The following is a 21760-nucleotide window of genomic DNA, read 5'->3' on the forward strand; positions in this document are numbered from 1 at the left end:
CTGATGGCGGTTATTTTGCCCTGGTCAACGCCAGCCAGATGCCGCCGCCGATCATGAACCCGCCGGAGATGCGCGACATCATGCGGGTGCGGCGAGCTGAAAAGAACTTTCGGGCCCGCCCCGCGGCGATGGCGTAGAGCGCGTCCGTCATCACCGCAGTGACCATGAAGGTTGCGCCCAGCAGCGCGACCTGCGGGAAGTGGTCGCGATTCATGTCCATGAACTGCGGGATGAAGGCGCCGAAGAACACCAGCACCTTCGGGTTCGACAGCAGCACCAGGAAACCTTGCAGGAAGAATCCGCCGCGCGGCGGCGCCGGCGGCTGGTCGACATTGACGCCCTCGACCGGTGCCCAGATCAGCTTGATGCCGAGCCAGACCAGATAGGCGGCGCCGGCAAAGCGCACCCAGTCGAACCAGTAGCCCATGGTCGCCATCAGCGAGGTCAGGCCAACCGCGACGATGCCGATGACGATTGCGAGACCGGCCTGCGCACCGGCCACATTGGTCAGCGCCGCACGCGTGCCGTGGCGCAGCCCGTTGGCGATGACGAGAGTGACGATCGGCCCCGGCAGCAGCGCCAGCGCGATGCAGGCGGCAAGGAAGGCGAAATAGGCTTGCAGAGACATCATGGGGAGGACTCGCTGAGAGCGGTTTGGAGCATTAATGCATGACACTCAATGTCCGTCCAGCGCCGCAGCTCCCACGTCTTCATCTCCGGTGTCTGCCGGAACACGAGCCGCGCGCGATGCATCACCGTCTTGACAAGCAACCATTTGGTTGCATATTATCGTCGCCATGGATGAGGTCTTCAAAGCGCTCGCCGATGCGTCACGACGGTCGCTGCTCGACAGGCTTCACACCAGAAATGGCCAGACGCTGAACGAGCTCTGCGAAGGCCTCGCGATGACGCGCCAGGCGGTGACCAAGCACCTTGCGATTCTGGAACAGGCCAACCTGGTCACGACCATCAGGCACGGCCGCGAGAAGCTGCACTATCTCAATCCGGTTCCGATCCATCAGATCGGCGAGCGCTGGATCAAGAAATTCGAGCGCGGCAAGCTCGCCGCACTCGGCGAGTTGAAACGCCAGTTGGAGAAGCGTGATGAGTAAGCCGCAATTCGTCTATGTCACCTACATCGAGACCACGCCAACGAGGCTGTGGGAGGCGCTGACATCAAGCGAGTTCAGCAAGCAATACTGGTTTGGCACCGAGGTCAGGTCCGACTGGAAAATCGGCTCCCCTTTCGCGCTGCTGCTGGACGGCGAGACCACCGATTCCGGCGAAATCCTAGAAGCCGATCCACCGCGGCGGTTGTCCTACAGCTTCAAGCACCAGAAATACGAAGAGCTGCGCGGCGAACCGATCTCGCGCGTCGTGTTCACCATCGAACCGTTCGGCTCGCTCGTGCGTTTGACCGTGCTGCATGACGGCTTCGTCGAAGGCGGCAAATATCTCGGCGCCGTTTCCAACGGCTGGCCGGCGATCCTGTCCGGTCTCAAGAGCCTGCTGGAACGCGGCAAAGTGCTGGCCATTCCGCGCGCAGCCCTCAACAAGGGATTCGATGCAAGATGAACCTCGATCAGTTCAAGCCGCTCACCGTCTATACGATTTACATCGCCGCGACGCCGGAGCAGGTGTGGGAGGCGCTGACCTCCGCCGAGTTCAGCCGCAAATACTTTTCCGGCTTTGCGGTTGAGATGGAGCCAAGACTCGGCGGCAAATTCATCGTGCGCGCGCCTGATGGATCGGAACACATCTCGGGCGATGTGTTCGAATACGATCCACCGAACAGGCTGACGGTGACGTGGAACGTCAACTGGCCCGACCTCGTCGCGAAGCTCGGCACCACGCTTGTCACTTATGAGATCGAACAAGCCGGCGAGGCCGTCCGCCTCACCATGAGCGAACGTCACGACCGCCCGCTCAGCGACGACATCCTTTCCGGCGGCCGCACCGGCTGGCCCGCAATCCTGTCGGGGCTGAAGAGCCTGCTGGAAACGGGCAAGGCGCCGCAGATCAAGATGGCGCCGCCGGCGCAGATGCTGGAAGCGTTGAGGGCGATGGGGATCAAGACGCCGTAGCGGACGAACCCTGCGCCGTCACCGCTTCTTCTTCACCGGCGGATTGATTTCGTCGATCTTGCGACTGCAATCCGCTTCCGAAACGTGCGGGCCCGAGACAAAGGTCCCGCTGACCTTGATCGCGTACCAGCCCGACTCGACGCCGAGTCGGAGCGCTTCTTCTGTCTTGACGTGCCGTGGCGAGAGAGCTTGCATCGGTTGAGTTTGCATCGGGTGCTTTCGGTTGGCGTTCGATCTCATGATCGAATCGCGGTGAAACCTTCAGGCGTCCGCGGCACGGGCGTGCCGCGTCCGCCTCACCGCTGGAGCGGGCAATATACGCAACGACCGCTGTTGCGACGTCGCGATGAGTCGGCTCCGCCAGTGCGAGGGAATGAGGCGCTTCACGTCGCGCGAATAGTCGTGGCGCTGCATATGCGCAGAGACGACAGGTTCTTTCCGACGTTGTCGGCACCGTGCGCGCAATCGCCGCAATTAGCTATCGTTTTCTCGCCCGTGCCGCGCTTTTGAAGCGCTAATTGCCGTTCGCGACCGAATAAGCCGTCGAAGCCTTGTGATCGGCCGCTTCGTAGCCATGTTGGGAGCCTAGCCAAGGGAAAAACGTATGAAGCTCCGCGTCGGGTTTGAGATGCTGTACGAATTCCCGCAGCCCACGCCTATGATCATGGTGTTGGGCACGCACTTCACCCGCGCCTCCGATGTCATCGTGCCCGACCTGGTGACCACCAGACCCTCGGTGCCAATCACTCCCTATCGCGACCTCTTCGGCAATTGGTGCAGCCGTATCGTAGCGCCGGCCGGTACCTTTCGCCTTGCCGGCGATGGGGTCGTGAGCGACAGCGGCCTGCCCGACCCGGCGTTTCCGAACGCAGTTCAGCACGCCGTCGAGGCACTGCCGACCGACACGCTCGTCTATCTGCTCGGCAGTCGCTACTGCGAGACCGATCGCCTGTCGGATATCGCATGGAAATTGTTCGAGCACACGCCGCCCGGCTGGGCGCGGGTCCAGGCCATCTGCGATTTCGTTCATCGTCACATCGCCTTCGGCTATGAGCACGCGCGCGCAACCAAGACGGCGCGGGAAGTCTACGACGAAGGCAAGGGTGTGTGCCGCGACTATGCTCATCTTGCCATCGCGTTCTGCCGCTGCATGAACATCCCGGCGCGCTACTGCACCGGCTATCTCAGCGACATCGGCACGCCGAAGCCCTGGGCCGTGGGAGATTTCGCCGGCTGGTTCGAGGCTTATCTCGGCGGAAGCTGGCACATGTTCGATCCCCGCAACAACACGCCGCGGATCGGCCGCGTGCTGATCGCGCAAGGACGCGATGCCGCGGACGTCCCGATCACCCAGACCTTCGGTCCGAATAAGCTGCTCAATTTCAAAGTATGGACCGACGAAGTTGCCTGATGACAGACAGTAGCGTTGCGCTTAGCGCAGATGAATTTGCGTCGCTGGCCGAGATCGGCAAGGGCAAGGCGCAAGGCGAAATTCCGCAAGCGCACGGCGAGCGGCTGACCAACCTCGGTTATGCGGTCAGGCGCCTCGGTGAACTCGAACTGACCTCATCAGGCGAGCGCCGGCTGGCAACGGGCGAATAGTTCGCTGCCGTTGCGTCCGGCTCACTGTTACGCCACCGGCACCACGATCCGCCGATAAAGATGCCAGGTCGCGTGCCCGAGCACGGGCAGCGTCACCACCAGCCCCAGAAAATACGGCAGCGCCGAGACGATCAGGACCATCACGATCACCGCGGCCCAGCCAATCATCGGCAGCGGGCTGGCGACGACCGCGCGCACGCTTGTCACCATCGCCGTGACGAAATCGACCTCGCGGTCGAGCAGCAGCGGAAACGACAGCACGGTCAGCGAAAACAAGATCAGCGACAGCACCGCGCCGACCGCGTTGCCGATGCCGAGGAACAGCAAGCCCTCGTTCGTGGTCAGCACCACCGTCATGAACTCCTGCAGGCTCGAGAACGAGGCATGCAGGCCGAGCAGCAGCGCGATCAGAAGCCGCACCTGGTACATCCAGACCACGAAGACGAACAGCGTGACGAAGGCCATCCAGCCGATCTCGCTGCGCGCGCGCACGGCCGACCAGATCGCGCCGGGCGAGACGGGCTCGCCGCGCTCGCGGCGACGGCTGACTTCATAGAGCCCGATCGCCACGAATGGCCCGAGCAGCGCGAAGCCGGCGGCCAGCGGATAGACCAGATAGACCATGCCGAACGCGGTGAAGCACAGCATGATGGCGATGCCGCCGGTGGCGTAGAGCGCGCCGAAGCAAAGGCCGTAAAGCGGCAGCGCCTGGAAATCACGCAGGCCCTCGACCAGCGCCTCGGCGATGTCGGTCGCCGCGACGGGACGCACCACCGGATCGACCTTGCCCGAAATGGACATCAGCTCCCTCCTCCTTAGCCGGTGCGATCTCCGTCGCACGCGGATGACCTCGATCTTAGCGTCCCCGCGGCCGGCGCGCACGCGCGAGTTGACGGCCGGACGACGGTATCCCGAGGCCGCCGGCACAGACCCGAGAAAGCCATCGCGCCGTCGGCGGCGCTCCTTTCGAGAAGCTCATCCGTGCTGCAACTAGCTCGAAATCTTTCCCCGTCGAGGACTTTTTCGGCCCGTTGCCTATGGACTGAACGGAGCGTGGTGCCGCAAATTGGGTCCTTGAACGAGCGCGCGATGACCAGATTGGACCGTCCGACCGATGAGCTTGCGTACCCGGCTACTGATACTCGTCATCGCGGCCATGCTGGTGCCGGCGAGCCTCGTCGGGCTCCGTTTCGTGCAGAACCGGAGCAGTGAAATCAACGCCGCCCTGGCCAATCTGGCGGCCTCGGCCGACGACATTGCCAGCGATCTGAGTGAGAAGATTCAAGGAACCGCGCAGCTTCACTACGGTCTGGCCCGCGCGCGCGACCTCGACACGCGCGACAAGGCGGCGTGCTCGGCGTTTCTATCGGACGTGCGCGAGGAATACCCTCAGTTCACGGGAATCCTGACCATCGATCCGGACGGCAGCCTGTTCTGCGACTCGCTGCGGACCAACCGCACCCTCGATCTGAGGGATCGAGCCTATTTCAAGCAGGCCCTGGTCTCGCGCAGCGTCGTGGTTGAGCCGGTATTCGGCCGGCTGACCGGAATATCGGTGCTCCAGATTGCATATCCGGTGCGATCGGAGGCGGGCGCTCTGAAGCTGGTGCTGCTCGCCTCGTTCAACCTGCGCAAATTCGCCGAGTATCACCACAAGCGGCTGCTCGCCGAGAAGGATGTCCTGCTCATCGACGCCAAGGGCACCGTTCTCGTCGCCCCCTCGACAGCCGGCTGGACCGCGCCCGTGGGCGCGTCGATTGCGGGATCCGACCTGCTCCGCTTCGCGACGGCTCCCGATCAAAAGGCATTTCAGGAAGTGACCGATCGCGACGGCCGCACGCAGGTCTGGGCCGTCGCCCACTCGCCTTCGATCCGTGATGCCGGCCTCTTCATCCTGGTCGGACGGTCCAAGGACGGACTGGTCGCGGCGGCGAATCGCCGGCTCTACGAGGACATGGCGATCCTCGCGGTGGCCTTGCTGCTGCTGCTGGCCGGCGTATGGATCCTCGCAACCGTGAGCGTCGGGCGCCAGGTCGGGCGACTCGCCAGCATGGCGAAGCGACTCGGGCTCGGCGATCTCAGCGCGCGAATTCCTCCACCCCATCCGCGCGGCGAGCTGGGGGGATTGATGACCCTGCTCAATGGCACTGCCGAGTCGCTCGAGCAGCAACGCGCGGCCATCGCGGACCTCAACCAGAAGCTCAGCCAATCCCAGAAAATGGAGGCCATGGGTCAGCTCACCGGCGGCGTGGCGCATGACTTCAACAATCTCCTCACCGTCATTCTCGGCAATTCGGAACACCTTGCCGACAGGCTGGCGGGGAACAAGGAGTTGCACCGGATCGCCGGCGACATCGCAACAGCCGCCGAGCGCGGCTCCGACCTGACGCGGAGCCTGCTCGCCTTCGCGCGCAAGCAGCCCCTGAGGCCGCGAGACATCGACATTAGCGAGAAGATTCAGGAGATGGAGGCGTTGTTGCGCCGGCCGCTGGGCGAGCACATCGAATGCGCTTTCGTGCTCGAACCGGATGTGGGGTTGACCAGCGTCGATCCCGGCCAGCTGACGACGGCCCTGCTCAATCTCGTGCTCAACGCGCGCGATGTCATGCAGTTGGGCGGCAAGCTGACCATCGAGGCGCGCAACGTGTCGCTCGGTGAATCCGACTTGGACATCAACGCCGAACCGCGACCGGGCGACTATGTCATGGTGGCCGTGACCGACACCGGCAGCGGCATGACTGCCGAGGTGGCGAGCCGGGCGTTCGAGCCGTTCTTCACCACCAAGGAGGTCGGCAAGGGGACCGGGCTCGGCCTGAGCATGGTCTACGGGTTTGTTCGGCAGTCCGGCGGGCTGGTGCAGATGCAGTCCGCACCGAGACAAGGCAGCACCGTCAGGCTGTTCTTTCCCCGCCTAGCGGCACCGCCAAACGAGGACGCCTCACCCGCCGAAGGGATCGTCACGCGCGAAGGAAGCGAGACCATTCTCGTCGTCGAGGACGACGACATGGTTCGGACTTATGTCGAAAGCGAGCTGAAGGCGCTCGGCTACCGCGTCATCACGGCCGCAAGCGGCCCGGCGGCGCTCGACTTGTTGCGCCAGTCCGCGGACATCGACCTGCTGTTCACCGACGTCGTGATGCCCGGCGGCATGTTCGGGCCGGAGCTTGCCAGGCAAGCAATCCAGTTGCGGCCCGGGCTCAAGGTGCTCTTCACCTCCGGCTACAGCCAAAATCCGGTCAAGGCGCCCGACGGGATCGGCGATGCCCGCATCCTGACCAAGCCGTTCCGGCGGCGAGACCTCGCCGCGATGCTGCGATCCGCGCTGTCGACGCCGCAGCGGTGAGATGACGATGTGCTCTACCCGAGCGCTCGCAGCTCGCGCCGCAGCACCTTTCCGGTGGCGGTCATCGGCAGTGTCTCCGCGAACTCCACGAAGCGCGGGTATTCGTGGGCGGCGAGTTGCACCTTGACGAACTCCTGGATCTCGCGCGCGAGTGCGTCGCCGGCGGCGAAGCCCGGGCGCAGCACGATCCAGGCCTTGATCGATTCAGTGCGGATCGGATCGGGAATGCCGACCACCGCCGCCATCGCCACCGCCGGGTGCTTCATCAGCGTGTGCTCGATCTCGGACGGACCGACGCGATAACCGGCGGTGGTGATGACGTCGTCCTCGCGGCTCACGTACCAGAAGTAACCGTCCTCGTCCTGCACGCCGAGATCGCCGGTGAGCAGGAACTCGCCAGCATATTTCTTCGCCGTCGCCTCCGGATTGCGCCAGTATTCGAGCATCGTGCAAGGACAGGGTTGGCGCACGCCGATGATGCCGCGCTGGCCACGTGGCTGCTCCTCGCCTCTGTCGTTGACGATGCGAACATCGAAACCCGGCGTCGCCTTGCCCATCGAACCGGGGCGGATCGGAAACAGATTCGCGTTGCTGCCGATCACGAGATTGCATTCGGTCTGGCCAAACACCTCATGCGCGTCGACGCCGAAAGTCTCGCGCACCCAGCCGAGCAGCTCGCCGCCGAGGGACTCGCCGCCGGTAAAGATGCTGCGCAGCTTGACTCCGGAATGCGTCACGCCGGCCTGCCGCATCAGCTTCAGCGCGGTCGGCGGCAGGAAGACATTGCGCACGCCGAGATCGGCCATCATCTGCATCGCCGCTTGCGGCTCAAACTTTCGCGCGCGGTGGCCGACCAGGGGAATGCCGTGATACCAGAACGCGAACAGGCCGTTGATGAGGCCACCGATCCAGGCCCAATCCGCCGGCGTCCACATCAGATCGCCGGGGCGCGGCAGGAAGTTGTGGCACATCTCGACATTGGGGAGATGCCCGAGCACGACGCGGTGTGCGTGCAGCGCGCCCTTCGGATTGCCTGTCGTGCCCGAGGTGTAGATGATCAGCGCGGGATCGTCTGCAGACGTGTCCACCAGCGTGAAGTCGGGCGATGCCGCCTTGACAGAATCCCAGAACGATGTCGTGCCCGTCGGCGTTCGTTCGGCAACGATGTAGACATTCTTCAGCTCCGGCAGACGGTCGCGAATCTTCGAAAGCTTCTCCCAGCCCGCCTTGTCGGTGACGATCGCCTTGGCCTGCGAGTTCGACAGACGGAATTCCAGCGCGTCTTCGCCGAACAGCGCGAACAGCGGAATGGAGATCATCGCCGAACGGAACGCGGCCATGTGCGCGATCGGCAGCTCCAGCGACTGCGACAGGAACACCGCGACGCGGTCGCCGCGGGCAAGACCATCTGCCTTCAGCACATTGGCGAAGCGGCGCGACATCTCCGCAACTTCGTCAAAGGATGTGCGCGTGATGGCGCCGTTCTCGTCGAGATAGACCAGCGCCAGCCGGCCGGTGCCGTCGGCGTGGCGATCGCAGCAGGCCTCCGCCAGGTTGAAGCGCGCCGGGATCTCCCAGTGGAAATTGCTGTAGAGTTCGTCATAGGTGTTGGCTTCGGTGAGCATGGTCGTTTCCCGGCAGCGTCGTCTTGACCGGACTTGTCCCGGCCATCCACGTTCTTGTTTGACCCGAGTTTAAGGGCGTGGATGCCCGGGACAAGCCCGGGCCTGACGGAGAATGCGTCTCAGCGCACCGTCCGGAAGAACTTTCTGACCTCGCCGACATACAGCTCCGGCTGCTCGAATGCGGCGAAATGGCCTCCCTTCTCCATCTCGCTCCAATGCGTGATGTTGCGGAAGTTCGGCTCCATCCAGCGCCGCACCGGCGTGATGATCTCCTTGGGGAAGACTGCCACGCCCGTCGGCACCTTGACGACCGGCGAGGTCCGGCGCTTGCCGAAGCTTTCCCAATAGAGCCGCGCAGACGAGGTCGCCGTCTCCGTCGCCCAATAGAGCATGACGTTGTCGAGCAGTTCGTCCTTGGTGAAGATGTTTTCGGGATGACCGTTGCAATCGGTCCAGGCCCAGAATTTTTCCAAAATCCAGGCCGCCTGTCCGCTCGGCGAATCGGTCAGAGCGTAACCGAGTGTCTGCGGCCGCGTCGATTGCTGCTTCGAATAGCCGGAGTCGAGGTCGACATAATGCTTGAGGCCGGCGAGCGCGCGCTTCTCTTCCGGCGTCGGTTCGCCCTCGACTTTCGGCGCGGCGTTGAAGGCGAGCGTGACGTGGATGCCGGCGCAATGCTCGCCGTCCTGCATGCCAAGCGAGGTCGTCACCGCCGAGCCCCAGTCGCCGCCCTGCGCGCCATAACTGATATAGCCGAGCCGGTCCATCAGCTTGGCCCAGGTCGCGGCGATACGATCGACGCCCCAGCCGGTGGTGTTCGGCTTGCCGGAGAACCCAAAGCCCGGCAGCGACGGACAGACGACATGGAAAGCATCGGCGGGATTGCCGCCATGCGCGACAGGATCGACCAGCGGCGCGATCACCTTCTGGAATTCGACGATCGAGCCGGGCCAGCCATGGGTGATGATCAGCGGCAGCGCCGACGGCTCCTTCGAGCGCGCATGCAGGAAGTGGATGTCGAGCCCGTCGATCTCGGTGGTGAACTGCTCGAAGCGGTTGAGTTTTGCCTCGCGCGCGCGCCAGTCGTAGCCATCAGCCCAATAGGCGCAGATCTCCTGGATCCATTTCAGCGGCGCACCCTGGCTCCAGTCGTCGACCAGCTCCGCCTCCGGCCAGCGCGTGCGGGCGAGGCGCGATTTGAGGTCGGTGAGAATGTCGTCGCTGATGGCGATGCGAAACGGCTTGATGGCAGTCATCGGTTGCTCCCGATTTGTCTATCGGGAGAGAGTAGACCGAACGGGCGCCGCATCAAAGGTGCACCCTTCTTCCTTGTGGGAGAAGGTGGCGCGAAGCGCCGGATGAGGGGTTTCTGTCGGCAAATTCTTGTCGTGAGAGTGGCACACGCGCAGCGAGACCCCTCACCCGTCTCACCGCTACGCGGCGATCCCCCCTCTCCCACAAGGGGAGAGGGCAAGAACTAGCCCGTCAGAGCAGCCTTCACCAAACCGGACGCCTTGCCGAAATCCATCTGGCCGGCGTACTTCGTCTTCAGCACGGCGATCACCTTGCCCATGTCCTTCATGCCGGCGGCGCCGGTCTCGGCGATGGCATCCGAGATCGCCTTCTTGACGTCGTCGTCCGACATCTGCTTCGGCAGATACGCCGAGATCACCGCGATCTCCTCGCGCTCCTGCGCCGCGAGCTCGGCACGGCCGCCCTTCTCGTAGAGCTCGACCGATTCCTGGCGCTGCTTGATCATCTTCTGAAACACGCCGAGCAGGTCCGCGTCCGAGAGCGGCGGCTTGCCGCTGCCGCGCGCCTCGATGTCGGCGTTCTTGATGGTCGAATTGACCATGCGCAGCGTGGACAGCTTGCGCTCGTTCTTGGCCTTCATGGCCTCCTTGACCGCATTGTTGATGTCGTCGCGCAGCATGATCGTGCTCCCCTAGCATATCCGAGGCCTGATCTAGGCCGTTCGCGGCCCTGAGACAACCGGGGGTCCCAGCCATTCGACCAGCGCGCGCACCGTCGCCGCGGGCTGCTCCGGCTGCGGCAGGTGTCCGCAATCCTCCAAAACGACGAGCCTTGCACCGGCAATGCCCTCCGCCATCTCCTTCGAGAGTGCGTTGGGAATCGTGTTGTCCGCATCGCCCGTCAGCACCAATGTCGGGCATTTGATCGTCGCAAGCGTCGGCCGTGAATCCACCCGCGCGATGATCGCGGTCTGCTGTCGCAGATAGCCTTCGACGCCGACGTCCTCGCCCTGCTCGTGGACGAGCTGGCGAATTCCGGAATCGTCGCGGCGCGAGGGATGCACCAGTTCGGGAAACATTTCCTCGCGCGCGGCACGCAGCTCGCCGCGCCTGGCCCGCTCCATCAGACCGCGGCGGCGCGCGGTCGCCTCCTCCGTGTCGGGCCGCGCCTGGGTGTTGATCAGCGCCAGCTTTGCTACCCGCTCGGGTGCCTGGCGCATGATCTCGAGGGCGATGTAGCCGCCCATGGAATGACCGGCGAGCGCGAAGCGCGGCGGCGCCTCGCTCAGCACACGCCGGGCGATCGCTGCCATGCTGTCGTCGCGAATATGGTTGGCGACCATCACCGGGCCGAACCGCCAGAGCGACGGGATGACCGGCGCATAAATCCGGGCCGAGGAAGCTAATCCCGGAACCAGCAGAATCGGCATCGTCTGGTCCATTATTGCCTCCCAAGCCCCCGAATTTGCCGGAAATTGTGCCGCGGAGCTTAGGGACCCAAGGCGACCTGTCAAATATGCAAAAACGCATGTGAATCGGCGCATCTCCGCTTTGACGTCGGCGCCCGCGGGGACTATGAACCGGGCTCATGACACAACATGATAACGATCACGCTTGGCCGGACCACAAACCGACCGCGCTGTTGGTGCTTGCCGATGGCACGGTGCTGGAAGGCTTTGGCCTCGGCGCCGAAGGCCAAGCCGTCGGTGAGGTCTGCTTCAACACCGCGATGACCGGCTACGAGGAGATCCTCACCGATCCCTCCTATGCCGGCCAGCTCATCACCTTCACGTTCCCGCATATCGGCAATGTCGGCACCAATGACGACGACATCGAGACGGTGAACATGGCCGCGACGCCCGGCGCGCGCGGCGTGATCCTGCGCACCGCGATCACCGATCCCTCGAACTACCGCGCCACCAAGCACCTCGACCAGTGGCTGAAGGCCCGCGGCATCATCGGCCTGTCCGGCATCGACACCCGCGCGCTGACCGCGCTGATCCGCAACAAGGGCATGCCCAACGCCGTGATCGCACACGCCAGGGATGGCGAGTTCGACCTGCACGGCCTGAAGGAAGAAGCGCGCGAATGGCCCGGCCTCGAGGGCATGGACCTCGTGCCGATGGTCACCTCCGGCCAGCGCTTCACATGGGACGAAACGCCCTGGCTCTGGGACAAGGGCTTTGGCCGTCAGGACAAGCCTGAGTTCAACGTGGTCGCCATCGATTACGGCATCAAGCGCAACATTCTGCGCCTGCTCGCCGGCGTCGGCTGCAAGGTCACGGTGGTGCCGGCAACGACGTCATCCGAGGACATCCTGGCGATGAAACCGGACGGCGTGTTCCTGTCGAACGGTCCCGGCGATCCGGCCGCGACCGGCAAATATGCCGTGCCCGTGATCCAGGACGTGATCAAGTCGGGCACGCCGACATTCGGAATTTGTCTCGGCCATCAGATGCTCGGCCTCGCCGTCGGCGCCAAGACCAAGAAGATGCACCAGGGCCATCACGGCGCCAATCATCCCGTGAAGGACGAGACCACCGGCAAGGTCGAGATCACTTCGATGAACCACGGCTTTGCCGTGGACGAGAGCACCCTGCCGACGGGCGCGACGCAGACCCACATCTCGCTGTTCGACGGCTCCAATTGCGGCATCCAGCTCGACGGCAAGCCGGTGTTCTCGGTGCAGTACCACCCCGAGGCCTCGCCGGGTCCGCGCGACTCGCACTATCTGTTCCAGCGTTTTGCGGATCTGATGCGGCAGAAGAAGAGCGCGTAAGGCGCGCGCGCTCTTTCGCAACTAACGTCATGACAAAGAGCCCGGGCCTGGTCCTGGGCTTTTTTCGTCAAAGGAACGCTGCTTAGCTCCCTTCGTTGATCCCTGCTACGCTCACGCAGGAGCCCCTTATGTCCGTCGTCCGCGACAATGCCGAGCCGCTCGCCATCGTGTTTGAGGATGACGGGCTCGTGCCGAACAATATCCTCCCCTTCCTGGTCTACCAAGCCGCGGTGAAGCTCGATTCCAGACAGCCGGAAGAGACGATCGAACGCTTGTTCGAAGCGAACGGCTGGGGCGGCACGTGGCGCAATGGCGTCTTCGACTATCTGCATTATCACGCGACGGTGCACGAGGTGCTCGGCGTTGCGCGTGGCAGCGCGCGCGTCCGCTTCGGCGGCGACCATGGCCAGGAGCTGGAGATCAAGGCCGGCGACGTCGCGATCCTGCCCGCCGGCACAGGTCACCAACGCATCAAGGCGAGCGAGGATTTCTGCGTGATCGGCGCTTATCCGCCGGGTGCGAAGATGGAGGTCACCCGCGCAACGCCCGAGAACCACGCGAAAACGCTGAAGACGATTCCAAACGTCGCGCTGCCGCCGGCCGATCCGGTGACGGGGAAGGACGGAGCGTTGATGCGGTTGTGGCGGTAGCTACAAAGACGGTGCCGTAGGGTGGGCAAAGCGAAGCGTGCCCACCAAACAGTTTGAACTGCGGATAGATGGTGGGCACGGCGCGCGAAGAGCGTGCCTTTGCCCACCCTACGACAGCGTCACCTACGCCTCGTTCGCGCCCTCCTGTCTCGTAGCTTCGAACAGGAACCAGGTGCGGCGCTCGGTCTCGTCGATGAAGTTTTCGAGGATGCTGGCGCTGGCGACGTCACCGGCGTCGTCGCAGACCTCGTGTGCCTTGCGCATTGCCGCGGCGACATGCTTGTTGTCCTGCATCAGCTCGCGCAGCATCTCGCGCGGCGGGACATAGTCTTCGTTGTTGTCCTTGATGGTCTGAAGCTTGGCGATCTGCCCGATCGACTTCAGCGTGACGCCGCCGATCTTGCGGACGCGCTCGGCGAGCTGGTCGGTGGTGGCGAAGATCTGGTCGGACTGCTCGTCAAGCAGCAGATGATAATCGCGGAAATGCCGGCCGCTGATGTGCCAGTGGAAATTCTTGGTCTTCAGATACAGCGCGAACGCGTCTGCCAGAAGCACGTTGAGCGCCTCCGAAACCTTGTTGACCGCCTGGGACGACAGATCGGTGGGTGTATCGAGGTCGGGCGAGACCTTTTGTGGGGCTTTGCTCACGGGAAACCTTCCTGTTAGGACGCAGATATTGACGGCGCGCCGCCGCACCCCTAACGCAGGCGGGCAGCGCCGGTTCCTTCAGCGGAACCGTTTAGCCGGGGCCCTCGAATACCATGGACGATTGGATCGATTACTACGACTCGACGCACACGATCTATGTCAGCAAGCTGCATCGCGACTTGCACTTCCAGATCATCGCCCGGGACATCATCGGCTACATTTCTTCGCCCGAGGCGACCGTGCTCGACTATGCCTGCGGCGAGGCGCTGTCGGCGAGCCAGGTCGCGGCTGTCTGCGGCAAGCTGATCCTCGCCGAGCCCGCGCCCGGCGTGCGCGGCCGGTTGATCGCGCGGTTTGCCCCGAACACGAAAATCCGCGTCCGCTCGCTCGATGACGTCCACAACATGCAGGAGCAGTCGATCGATCTCGTCGTGATGAACTCGGTCGCGCAATACATGGCGCCGGACGAGCTCGACGCCGCGCTCCTCAACTTCCGCCGCATCCTGAAGCCCTCCGGCAAGCTGGTGCTCGGCGACATCCTCCAGCCCAATGTCGGCATGTTCAGGGACGTCACAGCGCTACTCAGCTTCGGCCTTCGTCACGGCTTTTTGAAAGATGCGCTGATCGGGCTGATCAGCACCGCGTTGTCGGATTACCGTCAGCTGCGCACGCGCATCGGGCTGCAGCGCTACAGTGAGGAGGAGATCACCGCCAAGCTCAAGACCGCCGGCTTCACGGTCCAGCGCGCTCACCGCAATATCGGCCACAATAGCTGGCGCATGACGTTCGTCGCGCGCCCACCATTAGTTCGGTAAACCTCTCGGATTCGGTAAGCTTCCTGAGTTCGTTAAGCATAACGTCTGCCTGAGGTGGCTTGTCGCACCCCGATCAGTAATGATCGCCGCGGCCCGGTGGCGGAAGTGTCTACGCGAGGGCGATGCATCGCTCTTTATCCTGGTTCAAATCCAGGCCGGGTCTCCACGCTTCGCCCTGCGGGGCTACGCGTGATGCAGCCACGCGAGACCCGAAGGGACGAAGCGTGTCCGGCGTAGCTTGAGCGAAGCGCAAGCGAAGACGGACTGGCCGCCCAATCCTCAATCAGCCTCAACCACATCGCGCTCCGACAGCAGCCGCAGCCGGTCGGCATCCTTTGCCGCGGACGTGATGACGGCATCAAGCAGGCCCGGAAAGCGTGCGTCCAGATCGTCGCGGCGCAGGCGCACGAACCGGTTGGTGCCGGCGACGCGGGTCTGCATCAGGCCGCATTCGCGTAGCTTGGCGAAGTGATAGGCGAGATTCGACTTGCCGCTGAGCGCGTTGAAGTCGCCGCAGCAGAGTTCGCTACTGACAGGTTCCTGCTGGGCGAGCTGGTACACGATCGCCAATCTGATCGGATCGCTCAGGCAATCCAGGACCATCGGCAGTTCGATCTGCTCGCGGGTAGGGTGAGGAGGCGTGCGGCTCATGGTCTGAAGAGCATAGCGAAATGGCCTCGATGTTCAATAGTTCTTGAACTAATTGACTCCCGACCCGGTCCCACCGATAGTTCAATAAACGTTGAACATAGGGACTTTCCTGATGAGCGTATTCTGGCTGGCCTTGGCGGCCTTTGCGATCGGCACGGAAGGCTTTGTCATTGCTGGGCTTTTGCCGTCGATCGCAACCGACCTGGCAATTTCCGTCCCCGCCGCCGGCCAGTTGGTCACGGCCTACGCCCTCGCCTACGCGGTCGGCTCGCCGATCCTGGCGGTGACGCTGAACAATATCGACCGCCGCACCGTGCTGGCCCTGGCGCTATCGACTTTCATTGCCGGAAACCTCGCGGCCATGGTGGCGTCGAATTACGCCCTGTTGCTGGCCTCGCGCATGCTGATGGCGTTGGGCTCCGGGCTGTGCATGCCGACCGCGCTGGCCGTATCCGTGGCCGTCGCCGCGCCGGAGCGGCGCGGCCGCGCAGTGGCACTCGTCACCTCGGGCCTCACGGTTGCGACCGTCATCGGCGTTCCGCTCGGCAATCTCGTCGGCAGCCTGCTCGGCTGGCGCGCGACCTTTGCCATGGTCGCCCTGATCGGCGCCGTTGCGCTCGCCGGCCTCCTGCTCGGCCTGCCCCGCGGCCTGCCGCGCAACACAGCCTCGCTCAGCGATCGGCTGGCGGTGGCGCGTCACCGCAATGTCCTGGTCGCGCTTCTGATCACGATTTTATGGGCGCTCGGCGGCTTCACCGTGTTTACCTATTTCGCGGTCCCGCTGCACGGCCTTGGATTCGACGCCTCGCAGATCAGCCTCGCGCTGCTGGTGTTCGGCGGCGCGGCCGCGATCGGCAACATGCTCGGCGGCGTCCTGGCCGACCGGCTCGGCACGCTCGCCACAGCAGGTCTCGGGCTTGCCGGCATGGCCAGCGCGCTGATCCTGCATTCGCTGGCCCTGAAGCTGATGCCGGGACAGGCGCATTATGCGGTGCTGGGCGCGATCTTCCTCTGGGGCATCTCGGGATGGGCGTTCTACCCGGCTCAGGTCGCCAGCATCATCCGGATCGAGCCGCAGGCCTCGATGATCGCGCTCTCGCTCAACGCCTCGGCCATGTATCTCGGCTTTGCGATCGGCGGAGCCTTGGGCGGCGCCGTGCTTGCGGCGTGGAGCCCGGCGGATCTGGGCTGGGTCGGCGGATTGAGCGTTTCGGCGGCTCTTCTGGTCCATCTCGCCCGCGGCTGGCAGGCCCGGCCAAAACCCGTCAAAATTGCCGGTTGATGGGCGTTTTTCGGGGTTTCGCCGCCCTGAAAACTGGTCTAAGACCCACCCCGCGCGCGAGGGGGACCAACGCGCTCTCGGCCAAAGGGACGCGCAGCAGGCGCGCCCTTTTTTTGTGCCCAAATTCCACTTCGGCGAGAGTTGATGCCCAAACGTACAGACATCACCACCATCCTGATCATCGGCGCCGGTCCCATCGTGATCGGCCAGGCCTGCGAGTTCGACTATTCGGGCACCCAGGCGGTGAAGACGCTGAAGGAAGAGGGCTATCGCATCGTCCTCGTCAATTCCAATCCGGCCACCATCATGACCGACCCGGAATTGGCCGATGCGACCTATATCGAGCCGATCACGCCCGAGATCGTCGCGAAAATCATCGAGAAAGAACGTCACGTCATTCCCGGCGGCTTCGCGCTGCTGCCGACCATGGGCGGACAGACCGCGCTGAACTGCGCGCTGTCGCTGCGCCAGCAAGGCACGCTCGACAAGTTCGACGTCGAGATGATCGGCGCCACCGCGGACGCGATCGACAAGGCCGAGGACCGCCAGTTGTTCCGCGAGGCCATGACCAAGATCGGGCTCGAGACGCCGAAGTCGCGGCTCGCCAACGCCTCCGCCCTGAAGAAGTCCTTCCGAGACAAGTACCAGGCCGATCGCGCAAAGGCATCGGGCGCTGCGCTCGAAGAACTCGAGCGGCAGTGGACGCTCGGCGAGAGCGACCGCCGCAAGCGCTATCAGGAATATGCGCTCGGCCAGGCGCTGATGGCGCTATCCGAGATCGGCCTGCCCGCGATCATCCGCCCCTCCTTCACCATGGGCGGCACCGGCGGCGGCATCGCCTACAACAAGGAAGAGTTCCTCGACATCATCGAGCGCGGCCTGGATGCGTCTCCCACCAACGAAGTGCTGATCGAAGAATCCGTGCTCGGCTGGAAAGAGTACGAGATGGAGGTGGTGCGCGACAAGAAGGACAATTGCATCATCGTCTGCTCGATCGAGAACCTCGATCCGATGGGCGTGCACACCGGCGATTCCATCACGGTGGCGCCGGCGCTGACGCTGACCGACAAGGAATACCAGATCATGCGCGACGCCTCGCTGGCGGTGCTGCGCGAGATCGGCGTCGAGACCGGCGGCTCCAACGTGCAGTTCGGCGTCAATCCCGAAGACGGCCGCATGGTCGTCATCGAGATGAATCCGCGCGTGTCGCGTTCCTCCGCCCTGGCTTCGAAAGCCACCGGCTTTCCGATCGCAAAGGTCGCCGCCAAGCTTGCGGTCGGCTACACGCTCGACGAAATCGCCAACGACATCACCGGCGGCGCCACGCCAGCCTCGTTCGAGCCGACGATCGACTACGTCGTCACCAAGGTGCCGCGTTTCGCGTTCGAGAAATTCCCCGGCGCCTCCACCACGCTGACCACGTCGATGAAGTCGGTCGGCGAAGTCATGGCGATCGGCCGCACCTTCCAGGAAAGCCTTCAGAAGGCCTTGCGCGGGCTCGAGACCGGCCTCACCGGACTCGACGAGATCGAGATCGAAGGTCTCGGCCGCGACGATGACAAGAATGCGATCCGCGCCGCGCTCGGCACGCCGACACCGAACCGGCTGCTCCAGGTCGCGCAGGCGATGCGGCTCGGCTGGTCGGACGAGGAGATCTTCAATTCCTGCAAGATCGATCCGTGGTTCCTCGGTGAGATGCGCGGCATCGTCGACATGGAAGCGAAGGTCCGCAAGAACGGCCTGCCGGGCAACGCCTTCGGCATGCGCACGCTCAAGGCCATGGGCTTCTCCGATGCCCGGCTTGCGGTGATCGCGGAGACGACGGAGGCGGAGGTCACGGCGAAGCGCCACGCGCTCGGCGTTCGCCCCGTCTACAAGCGCATCGACACCTGCGCGGCCGAGTTCGCTTCGCCCACGGCCTACATGTACTCGACCTATGAGGCGCCGTTCGCGGGCGCGCCTGCGGACGAGAGCTCGCCGTCCGACAAGAAGAAGGTCATCATCCTCGGCGGCGGCCCGAACCGCATCGGCCAGGGCATTGAATTCGACTATTGCTGCTGTCACGCCTGCTTCGCGCTGCACGACGCCGGCTACGAATCCATCATGGTCAACTGCAACCCGGAGACGGTGTCGACCGACTACGACACTGCCGACCGGCTCTATTTCGAGCCGCTCACCGCCGAGGACGTGCTGGAGATCATCGCAAAGGAACGCACGAACGGCACGCTGCATGGCGTGATCGTGCAGTTCGGCGGCCAGACCCCGCTCAAGCTCGCGCGCGCGCTGGAAGCCGCCGAAGTGCCGATCCTCGGCACCTCGCCCGACGCCATCGACCTTGCGGAAGACCGCGACCGCTTCAAGCGGGTGCTCGACAAGCTGCGGCTGAAGCAGCCGAAGAACGGCATCGCGTATTCGGTCGAGCAAGCGCGCCTGGTCGCAACCGATCTCGGCCTGCCGCTGGTGGTGCGCCCGTCCTACGTGCTCGGCGGCCGCGCGATGCAAATCATCCGCGAGGAGAACCAGCTCAGCGATTACCTGCTCGGCACGTTGCCGGAGCTGGTGCCGGGAGACGTCAAGGCGCGCTACCCGAACGACAAGACCGGCCAGATCAACACCGTGCTCGGCAAGAACCCGCTGCTGTTCGACCGCTATCTGTCCGATGCGACCGAGATCGACGTCGACTGCCTCTGCGACGGCAAGGACACCTTCATCGTCGGCATCATGGAGCACATCGAGGAAGCCGGCATCCATTCCGGCGACAGCGCCTGCTCGCTGCCGCCGCACTCGCTGGACGACAAGATGATCGAGGAGCTGGAGCGGCAGACCCGCGAGCTGGCGCTCGGCCTCGACGTCGTCGGCCTCATGAATGTGCAATACGCCATCAAGGACGGCGAGATCTACGTGCTCGAAGTCAATCCGCGCGCCTCGCGCACCGTGCCCTTTGTCGCCAAGGTGGTCGGTACGCCGGTCGCGAAGATCGCGGCGCGGATCATGGCCGGCGAGAAGCTTGCCGATTTCAAGCTGAAGAAGGCGAAATTCGACCATGTCGGCGTGAAGGAATCGGTGTTTCCGTTCGCCCGCTTCCCCGGCGTCGATACCGTGCTCGGCCCCGAGATGCGCTCGACCGGCGAGGTCATGGGCATCGATCGCTCCTTCGCGGTGGCGTTCGCCAAGAGCCAGCTCGGCGGCGGCACACGAGTGCCGCGCAAGGGCACGGTGTTCGTCTCGGTTCGCGAGAGCGACAAGACGCGCATCACCGAGGCCGTTCGCGAGCTGCATTCGCTCGGCTTCAAGGTGCTGGCGACATCGGGCACGGCCCGCTTCCTGACCGACCAGGGCATCCCGACCGAGAAGGTGAACAAGGTGCTGGAGGGCCGGCCGCACATCGTCGACGCCATCACCAATGGCGAGGTCCAGCTCGTCTTCAACACCACCGAAGGCCCGCAGGCGCTCGCCGACAGCCGTTCTCTGCGGCGCGCGGCCCTCTTGCATAAAGTGCCGTATTACACCACTCTTTCCGGGGCCGTGGCGGCCGCGCAGGGCATCCACGCCTATCTGGGCGGGGACCTTGAGGTTCGGACCCTGCAGAGCTACTTTTCGGAAACCTGATCGCGAGCGGGAGGCCCAACCTTCCGCTAAGTGATTGGCGATGAAGCCACTATGGCCGGAGGAACTGTCCGGCCATATGGTTGTTCTGTTCCGGCGCCAAGCCCATATGAACGTTCGGCGGCACGCGCGTTGAGCCCCCGGACAGACTGACGAATCAAGTTGCGTGCGCGTTGACATGTCAGGGCGCGCGCGACCGAAGGACGAGAGAAGAGATGGAAAAGGTACCGATGACTGCGGGCGGCTTTGCCGCGCTCGGGGAAGAACTGAAGAAGCGCCAGTCGGAGGACCGTCCGCGGATCATCGAGCATATCGCCGAGGCGCGCTCGCACGGAGACCTGTCGGAGAACGCGGAATACCACGCCGCGAAGGAAGAGCAGTCCCACAATGAAGGCCGCATCGCCGAGCTCGAGGACAAGCTCGCGCGCGCCGACATCATCGACATCTCGAAGCTGTCCGGCGACACCATCAAGTTCGGCGCGACCGTGACACTGGTCGACGAGGACACCGAAAAGAAGACGGTGTGGCAGATCGTCGGCGAGGTCGAGGCCGACGCCAAGAAGGGCCGCATCTCCATCACCTCGCCGCTCGCGCGCGCGCTGATCGGCAAGAAGAAGGGTTCAACCGTCGAGGTCAACGCACCCGGCGGCGCCAAGGCTTATGAGATTACCAAGGTGGAGTGGCGGTAACGATTTGCCGTTGCGTGTGATTTGAAAAAGGCCGCGCACTGCGCGGCCTTTTTTGTATCTGCGTGTTGCTCGCAATGACGGAGGAGACGCTACCTTCGTCCCCTCACATCGAGCGGCACGGCCGCCTCGTATTTCGAATTGTGCAGCACCAGCGAGGTCCGCACGTTGCGAACGTGCGGGGCGGCGGTCAAATGGGTGACGAAATCCTGGAAGGTGGCCATGTCGGGTGCGACGCATTTCAGGATGAAATCGACTTCACCCGACAGCATCCAGCACTCGCGCACCAGCGGCTCGGCGCGGACGAACTCCTCGAAGGCGCGCAAATCCGCCTCGGCCTGGCTGGAGAGGTGCACTGCGGCAAACACCGTGACGTCGAAGCCGAGCTTGCGCGCGTCCAAGAGCCCGCGATAGCCATGGATATACCCCTCCTCCTCCAGCGCCCGGACTCGGCGCAGGCAGGGCGGTGGCGAAATGCCGACGCGCTTGGCCAGCTCGACATTCGTGATTCGACCGTCGGCCTGAATCTCGGTGAGAATTTTCAGGTCGATCTCGTCTAGGTTCCGCGACACGTGATTGGAACTCCTGGCCTTTGCGGCGGTATTGGTGGCTCTGTCGCAATCCTCATAGCGCAGACCACGCACTCGGCGCAATTTTATTGCGCGTGCAGCGCAATCGACTTTTGTTCCCTGTTGGAAAAATCCGCCGACAGGGAATGCAATTCTTGCATAGCTCA

Annotated in this window: 22 protein-coding genes; 12 read left to right on the forward strand and 10 right to left on the reverse strand. The window is 63.9% G+C overall.

The genetic code is table 11. From position 1 onward, the window contains the following. Positions 1 to 10 precede the first annotated feature (10 nt). A complete protein-coding gene (locus IVB40_RS29720) occupies positions 11 to 631 on the reverse strand; it encodes a LysE family translocator (protein ID WP_247428549.1) in 621 nt (206 codons plus the stop codon). 166 nt (positions 632 to 797) lie between these two features. Here IVB40_RS29720 and IVB40_RS29725 point away from each other — a divergent pair, with 166 nt between their 5' ends. Genes IVB40_RS29725 through IVB40_RS29735 form a run of 3 tightly spaced genes read left to right on the forward strand, consistent with a single transcriptional unit; the run spans position 798 to position 2084 of the window. Continuing rightward, positions 798 to 1112 (forward strand): metalloregulator ArsR/SmtB family transcription factor, encoded by a 315-nt coding sequence (locus tag IVB40_RS29725; protein ID WP_027565303.1) that lies wholly within the window; start codon positions 798 to 800, stop codon positions 1110 to 1112. Then, positions 1105 to 1575 carry an SRPBCC family protein gene (locus tag IVB40_RS29730; protein WP_247817138.1) on the forward strand — a complete coding sequence of 157 codons (471 nt, stop codon included), beginning with the start codon at positions 1105 to 1107 and terminating at the stop codon, positions 1573 to 1575. The genes IVB40_RS29725 and IVB40_RS29730 overlap by 8 nt, the downstream gene beginning before the upstream one ends. Then, positions 1572 to 2084, forward strand: a complete 513-nt coding sequence (locus tag IVB40_RS29735; RefSeq protein ID WP_247358025.1) for an SRPBCC family protein — start codon at positions 1572 to 1574, stop codon at positions 2082 to 2084. The genes IVB40_RS29730 and IVB40_RS29735 overlap by 4 nt, the downstream gene beginning before the upstream one ends. Before the next feature lie 18 nt (positions 2085 to 2102). Here IVB40_RS29735 and IVB40_RS29740 read toward each other — a convergent pair whose 3' ends face one another. Then, complete coding sequence (locus tag IVB40_RS29740) at positions 2103 to 2324, reverse strand: hypothetical protein (protein WP_247282510.1); 222 nt, start codon at positions 2322 to 2324, stop codon at positions 2103 to 2105. 364 nt (positions 2325 to 2688) lie between these two features. Between IVB40_RS29740 and IVB40_RS29745 the strand changes: the two genes are divergently transcribed. Together IVB40_RS29745 and IVB40_RS29750 are read left to right on the forward strand one after the other, a co-directional pair. Then, positions 2689 to 3495: a transglutaminase family protein gene (locus IVB40_RS29745; RefSeq protein ID WP_027565307.1), complete on the forward strand. Its 807-nt coding sequence runs from the start codon at positions 2689 to 2691 to the stop codon at positions 3493 to 3495. Then, the gene (locus tag IVB40_RS29750) at positions 3495 to 3686 is read left to right on the forward strand and encodes a hypothetical protein (protein WP_027565308.1); all 192 of its coding nucleotides are present in this window, start codon (positions 3495 to 3497) and stop codon (positions 3684 to 3686) included. The genes IVB40_RS29745 and IVB40_RS29750 overlap by 1 nt, the downstream gene beginning before the upstream one ends. Before the next feature lie 27 nt (positions 3687 to 3713). Here IVB40_RS29750 and IVB40_RS29755 read toward each other — a convergent pair whose 3' ends face one another. Next, positions 3714 to 4487, reverse strand: a complete 774-nt coding sequence (locus IVB40_RS29755; RefSeq protein ID WP_027565309.1) for a DUF2189 domain-containing protein — start codon at positions 4485 to 4487, stop codon at positions 3714 to 3716. Positions 4488 to 4800: 313 nt separating this feature from the next. On the opposite strand from IVB40_RS29755, the gene IVB40_RS29760 reads away from it, so the two are divergent. Then, a complete protein-coding gene (locus IVB40_RS29760) occupies positions 4801 to 7029 on the forward strand; it encodes an ATP-binding protein (RefSeq protein ID WP_247817139.1) in 2229 nt (742 codons plus the stop codon). 14 nt (positions 7030 to 7043) lie between these two features. Here IVB40_RS29760 and IVB40_RS29765 read toward each other — a convergent pair whose 3' ends face one another. The 4 genes from IVB40_RS29765 to IVB40_RS29780 form a co-directional block, all read right to left on the reverse strand. Then, complete coding sequence (locus tag IVB40_RS29765; RefSeq protein ID WP_247817140.1) at positions 7044 to 8654, reverse strand: acyl-CoA synthetase; 1611 nt, start codon at positions 8652 to 8654, stop codon at positions 7044 to 7046. Positions 8655 to 8773: 119 nt separating this feature from the next. After that, entirely contained in the window at positions 8774 to 9910 is a 1137-nt protein-coding gene (locus IVB40_RS29770) for an epoxide hydrolase family protein (protein WP_247817141.1), read from the reverse strand. Positions 9911 to 10131: 221 nt separating this feature from the next. Further along, positions 10132 to 10587, reverse strand: a complete 456-nt coding sequence (locus IVB40_RS29775; protein ID WP_247282516.1) for a GatB/YqeY domain-containing protein — start codon at positions 10585 to 10587, stop codon at positions 10132 to 10134. Positions 10588 to 10620: 33 nt separating this feature from the next. Then, positions 10621 to 11451 (reverse strand): alpha/beta hydrolase, encoded by an 831-nt coding sequence (locus tag IVB40_RS29780; RefSeq protein ID WP_346283271.1) that lies wholly within the window; start codon positions 11449 to 11451, stop codon positions 10621 to 10623. 44 nt (positions 11452 to 11495) lie between these two features. Between IVB40_RS29780 and carA the strand changes: the two genes are divergently transcribed. Both carA and IVB40_RS29790 read left to right on the forward strand, forming a co-directional pair. Then, on the forward strand, positions 11496 to 12686 hold the full coding sequence (gene carA / locus IVB40_RS29785) for a glutamine-hydrolyzing carbamoyl-phosphate synthase small subunit (RefSeq protein ID WP_247817143.1): 1191 nt from the start codon (positions 11496 to 11498) through the stop codon (positions 12684 to 12686). 128 nt (positions 12687 to 12814) lie between these two features. Further along, positions 12815 to 13336, forward strand: coding sequence for a hypothetical protein (locus tag IVB40_RS29790; protein WP_247465916.1), 522 nt, complete (start codon positions 12815 to 12817; stop codon positions 13334 to 13336). Positions 13337 to 13459: 123 nt separating this feature from the next. Here IVB40_RS29790 and IVB40_RS29795 read toward each other — a convergent pair whose 3' ends face one another. Continuing rightward, entirely contained in the window at positions 13460 to 13984 is a 525-nt protein-coding gene (locus tag IVB40_RS29795) for a DNA starvation/stationary phase protection protein (RefSeq protein WP_027565316.1), read from the reverse strand. Positions 13985 to 14097: 113 nt separating this feature from the next. Here IVB40_RS29795 and IVB40_RS29800 point away from each other — a divergent pair, with 113 nt between their 5' ends. After that, the gene (locus IVB40_RS29800; protein WP_247282519.1) at positions 14098 to 14799 is read left to right on the forward strand and encodes a class I SAM-dependent methyltransferase; all 702 of its coding nucleotides are present in this window, start codon (positions 14098 to 14100) and stop codon (positions 14797 to 14799) included. A gap of 279 nt (positions 14800 to 15078) precedes the next feature. Here the strand turns inward: IVB40_RS29800 and IVB40_RS29805 are convergent, their stop codons facing one another. Then, positions 15079 to 15450 carry a helix-turn-helix transcriptional regulator gene (locus tag IVB40_RS29805; protein ID WP_247817144.1) on the reverse strand — a complete coding sequence of 124 codons (372 nt, stop codon included), beginning with the start codon at positions 15448 to 15450 and terminating at the stop codon, positions 15079 to 15081. A 112-nt stretch (positions 15451 to 15562) separates the two neighbouring features. Here IVB40_RS29805 and IVB40_RS29810 point away from each other — a divergent pair, with 112 nt between their 5' ends. The 3 genes from IVB40_RS29810 (at position 15563) to greA (ending at position 21027) form a co-directional block, all read left to right on the forward strand. Further along, positions 15563 to 16732 (forward strand): MFS transporter, encoded by a 1170-nt coding sequence (locus IVB40_RS29810; RefSeq protein ID WP_247817145.1) that lies wholly within the window; start codon positions 15563 to 15565, stop codon positions 16730 to 16732. A gap of 144 nt (positions 16733 to 16876) precedes the next feature. Beyond that, positions 16877 to 20341: a carbamoyl-phosphate synthase large subunit gene (carB, locus tag IVB40_RS29815; protein ID WP_027565320.1), complete on the forward strand. Its 3465-nt coding sequence runs from the start codon at positions 16877 to 16879 to the stop codon at positions 20339 to 20341. A 212-nt stretch (positions 20342 to 20553) separates the two neighbouring features. Next, positions 20554 to 21027: a transcription elongation factor GreA gene (greA, locus tag IVB40_RS29820; protein ID WP_007596674.1), complete on the forward strand. Its 474-nt coding sequence runs from the start codon at positions 20554 to 20556 to the stop codon at positions 21025 to 21027. A gap of 89 nt (positions 21028 to 21116) precedes the next feature. On the opposite strand, the gene IVB40_RS29825 is transcribed toward greA, so the two are convergent. Continuing rightward, positions 21117 to 21596, reverse strand: a complete 480-nt coding sequence (locus tag IVB40_RS29825; RefSeq protein ID WP_007596676.1) for an Lrp/AsnC family transcriptional regulator — start codon at positions 21594 to 21596, stop codon at positions 21117 to 21119. Between the last annotated feature and the right edge of the window lie 164 nt (positions 21597 to 21760).

Origin of the sequence: Bradyrhizobium sp. 40 (assembly GCF_023100925.1) — a bacterium.
Classification (GTDB): Bacteria; Pseudomonadota; Alphaproteobacteria; order Rhizobiales; family Xanthobacteraceae; genus Bradyrhizobium.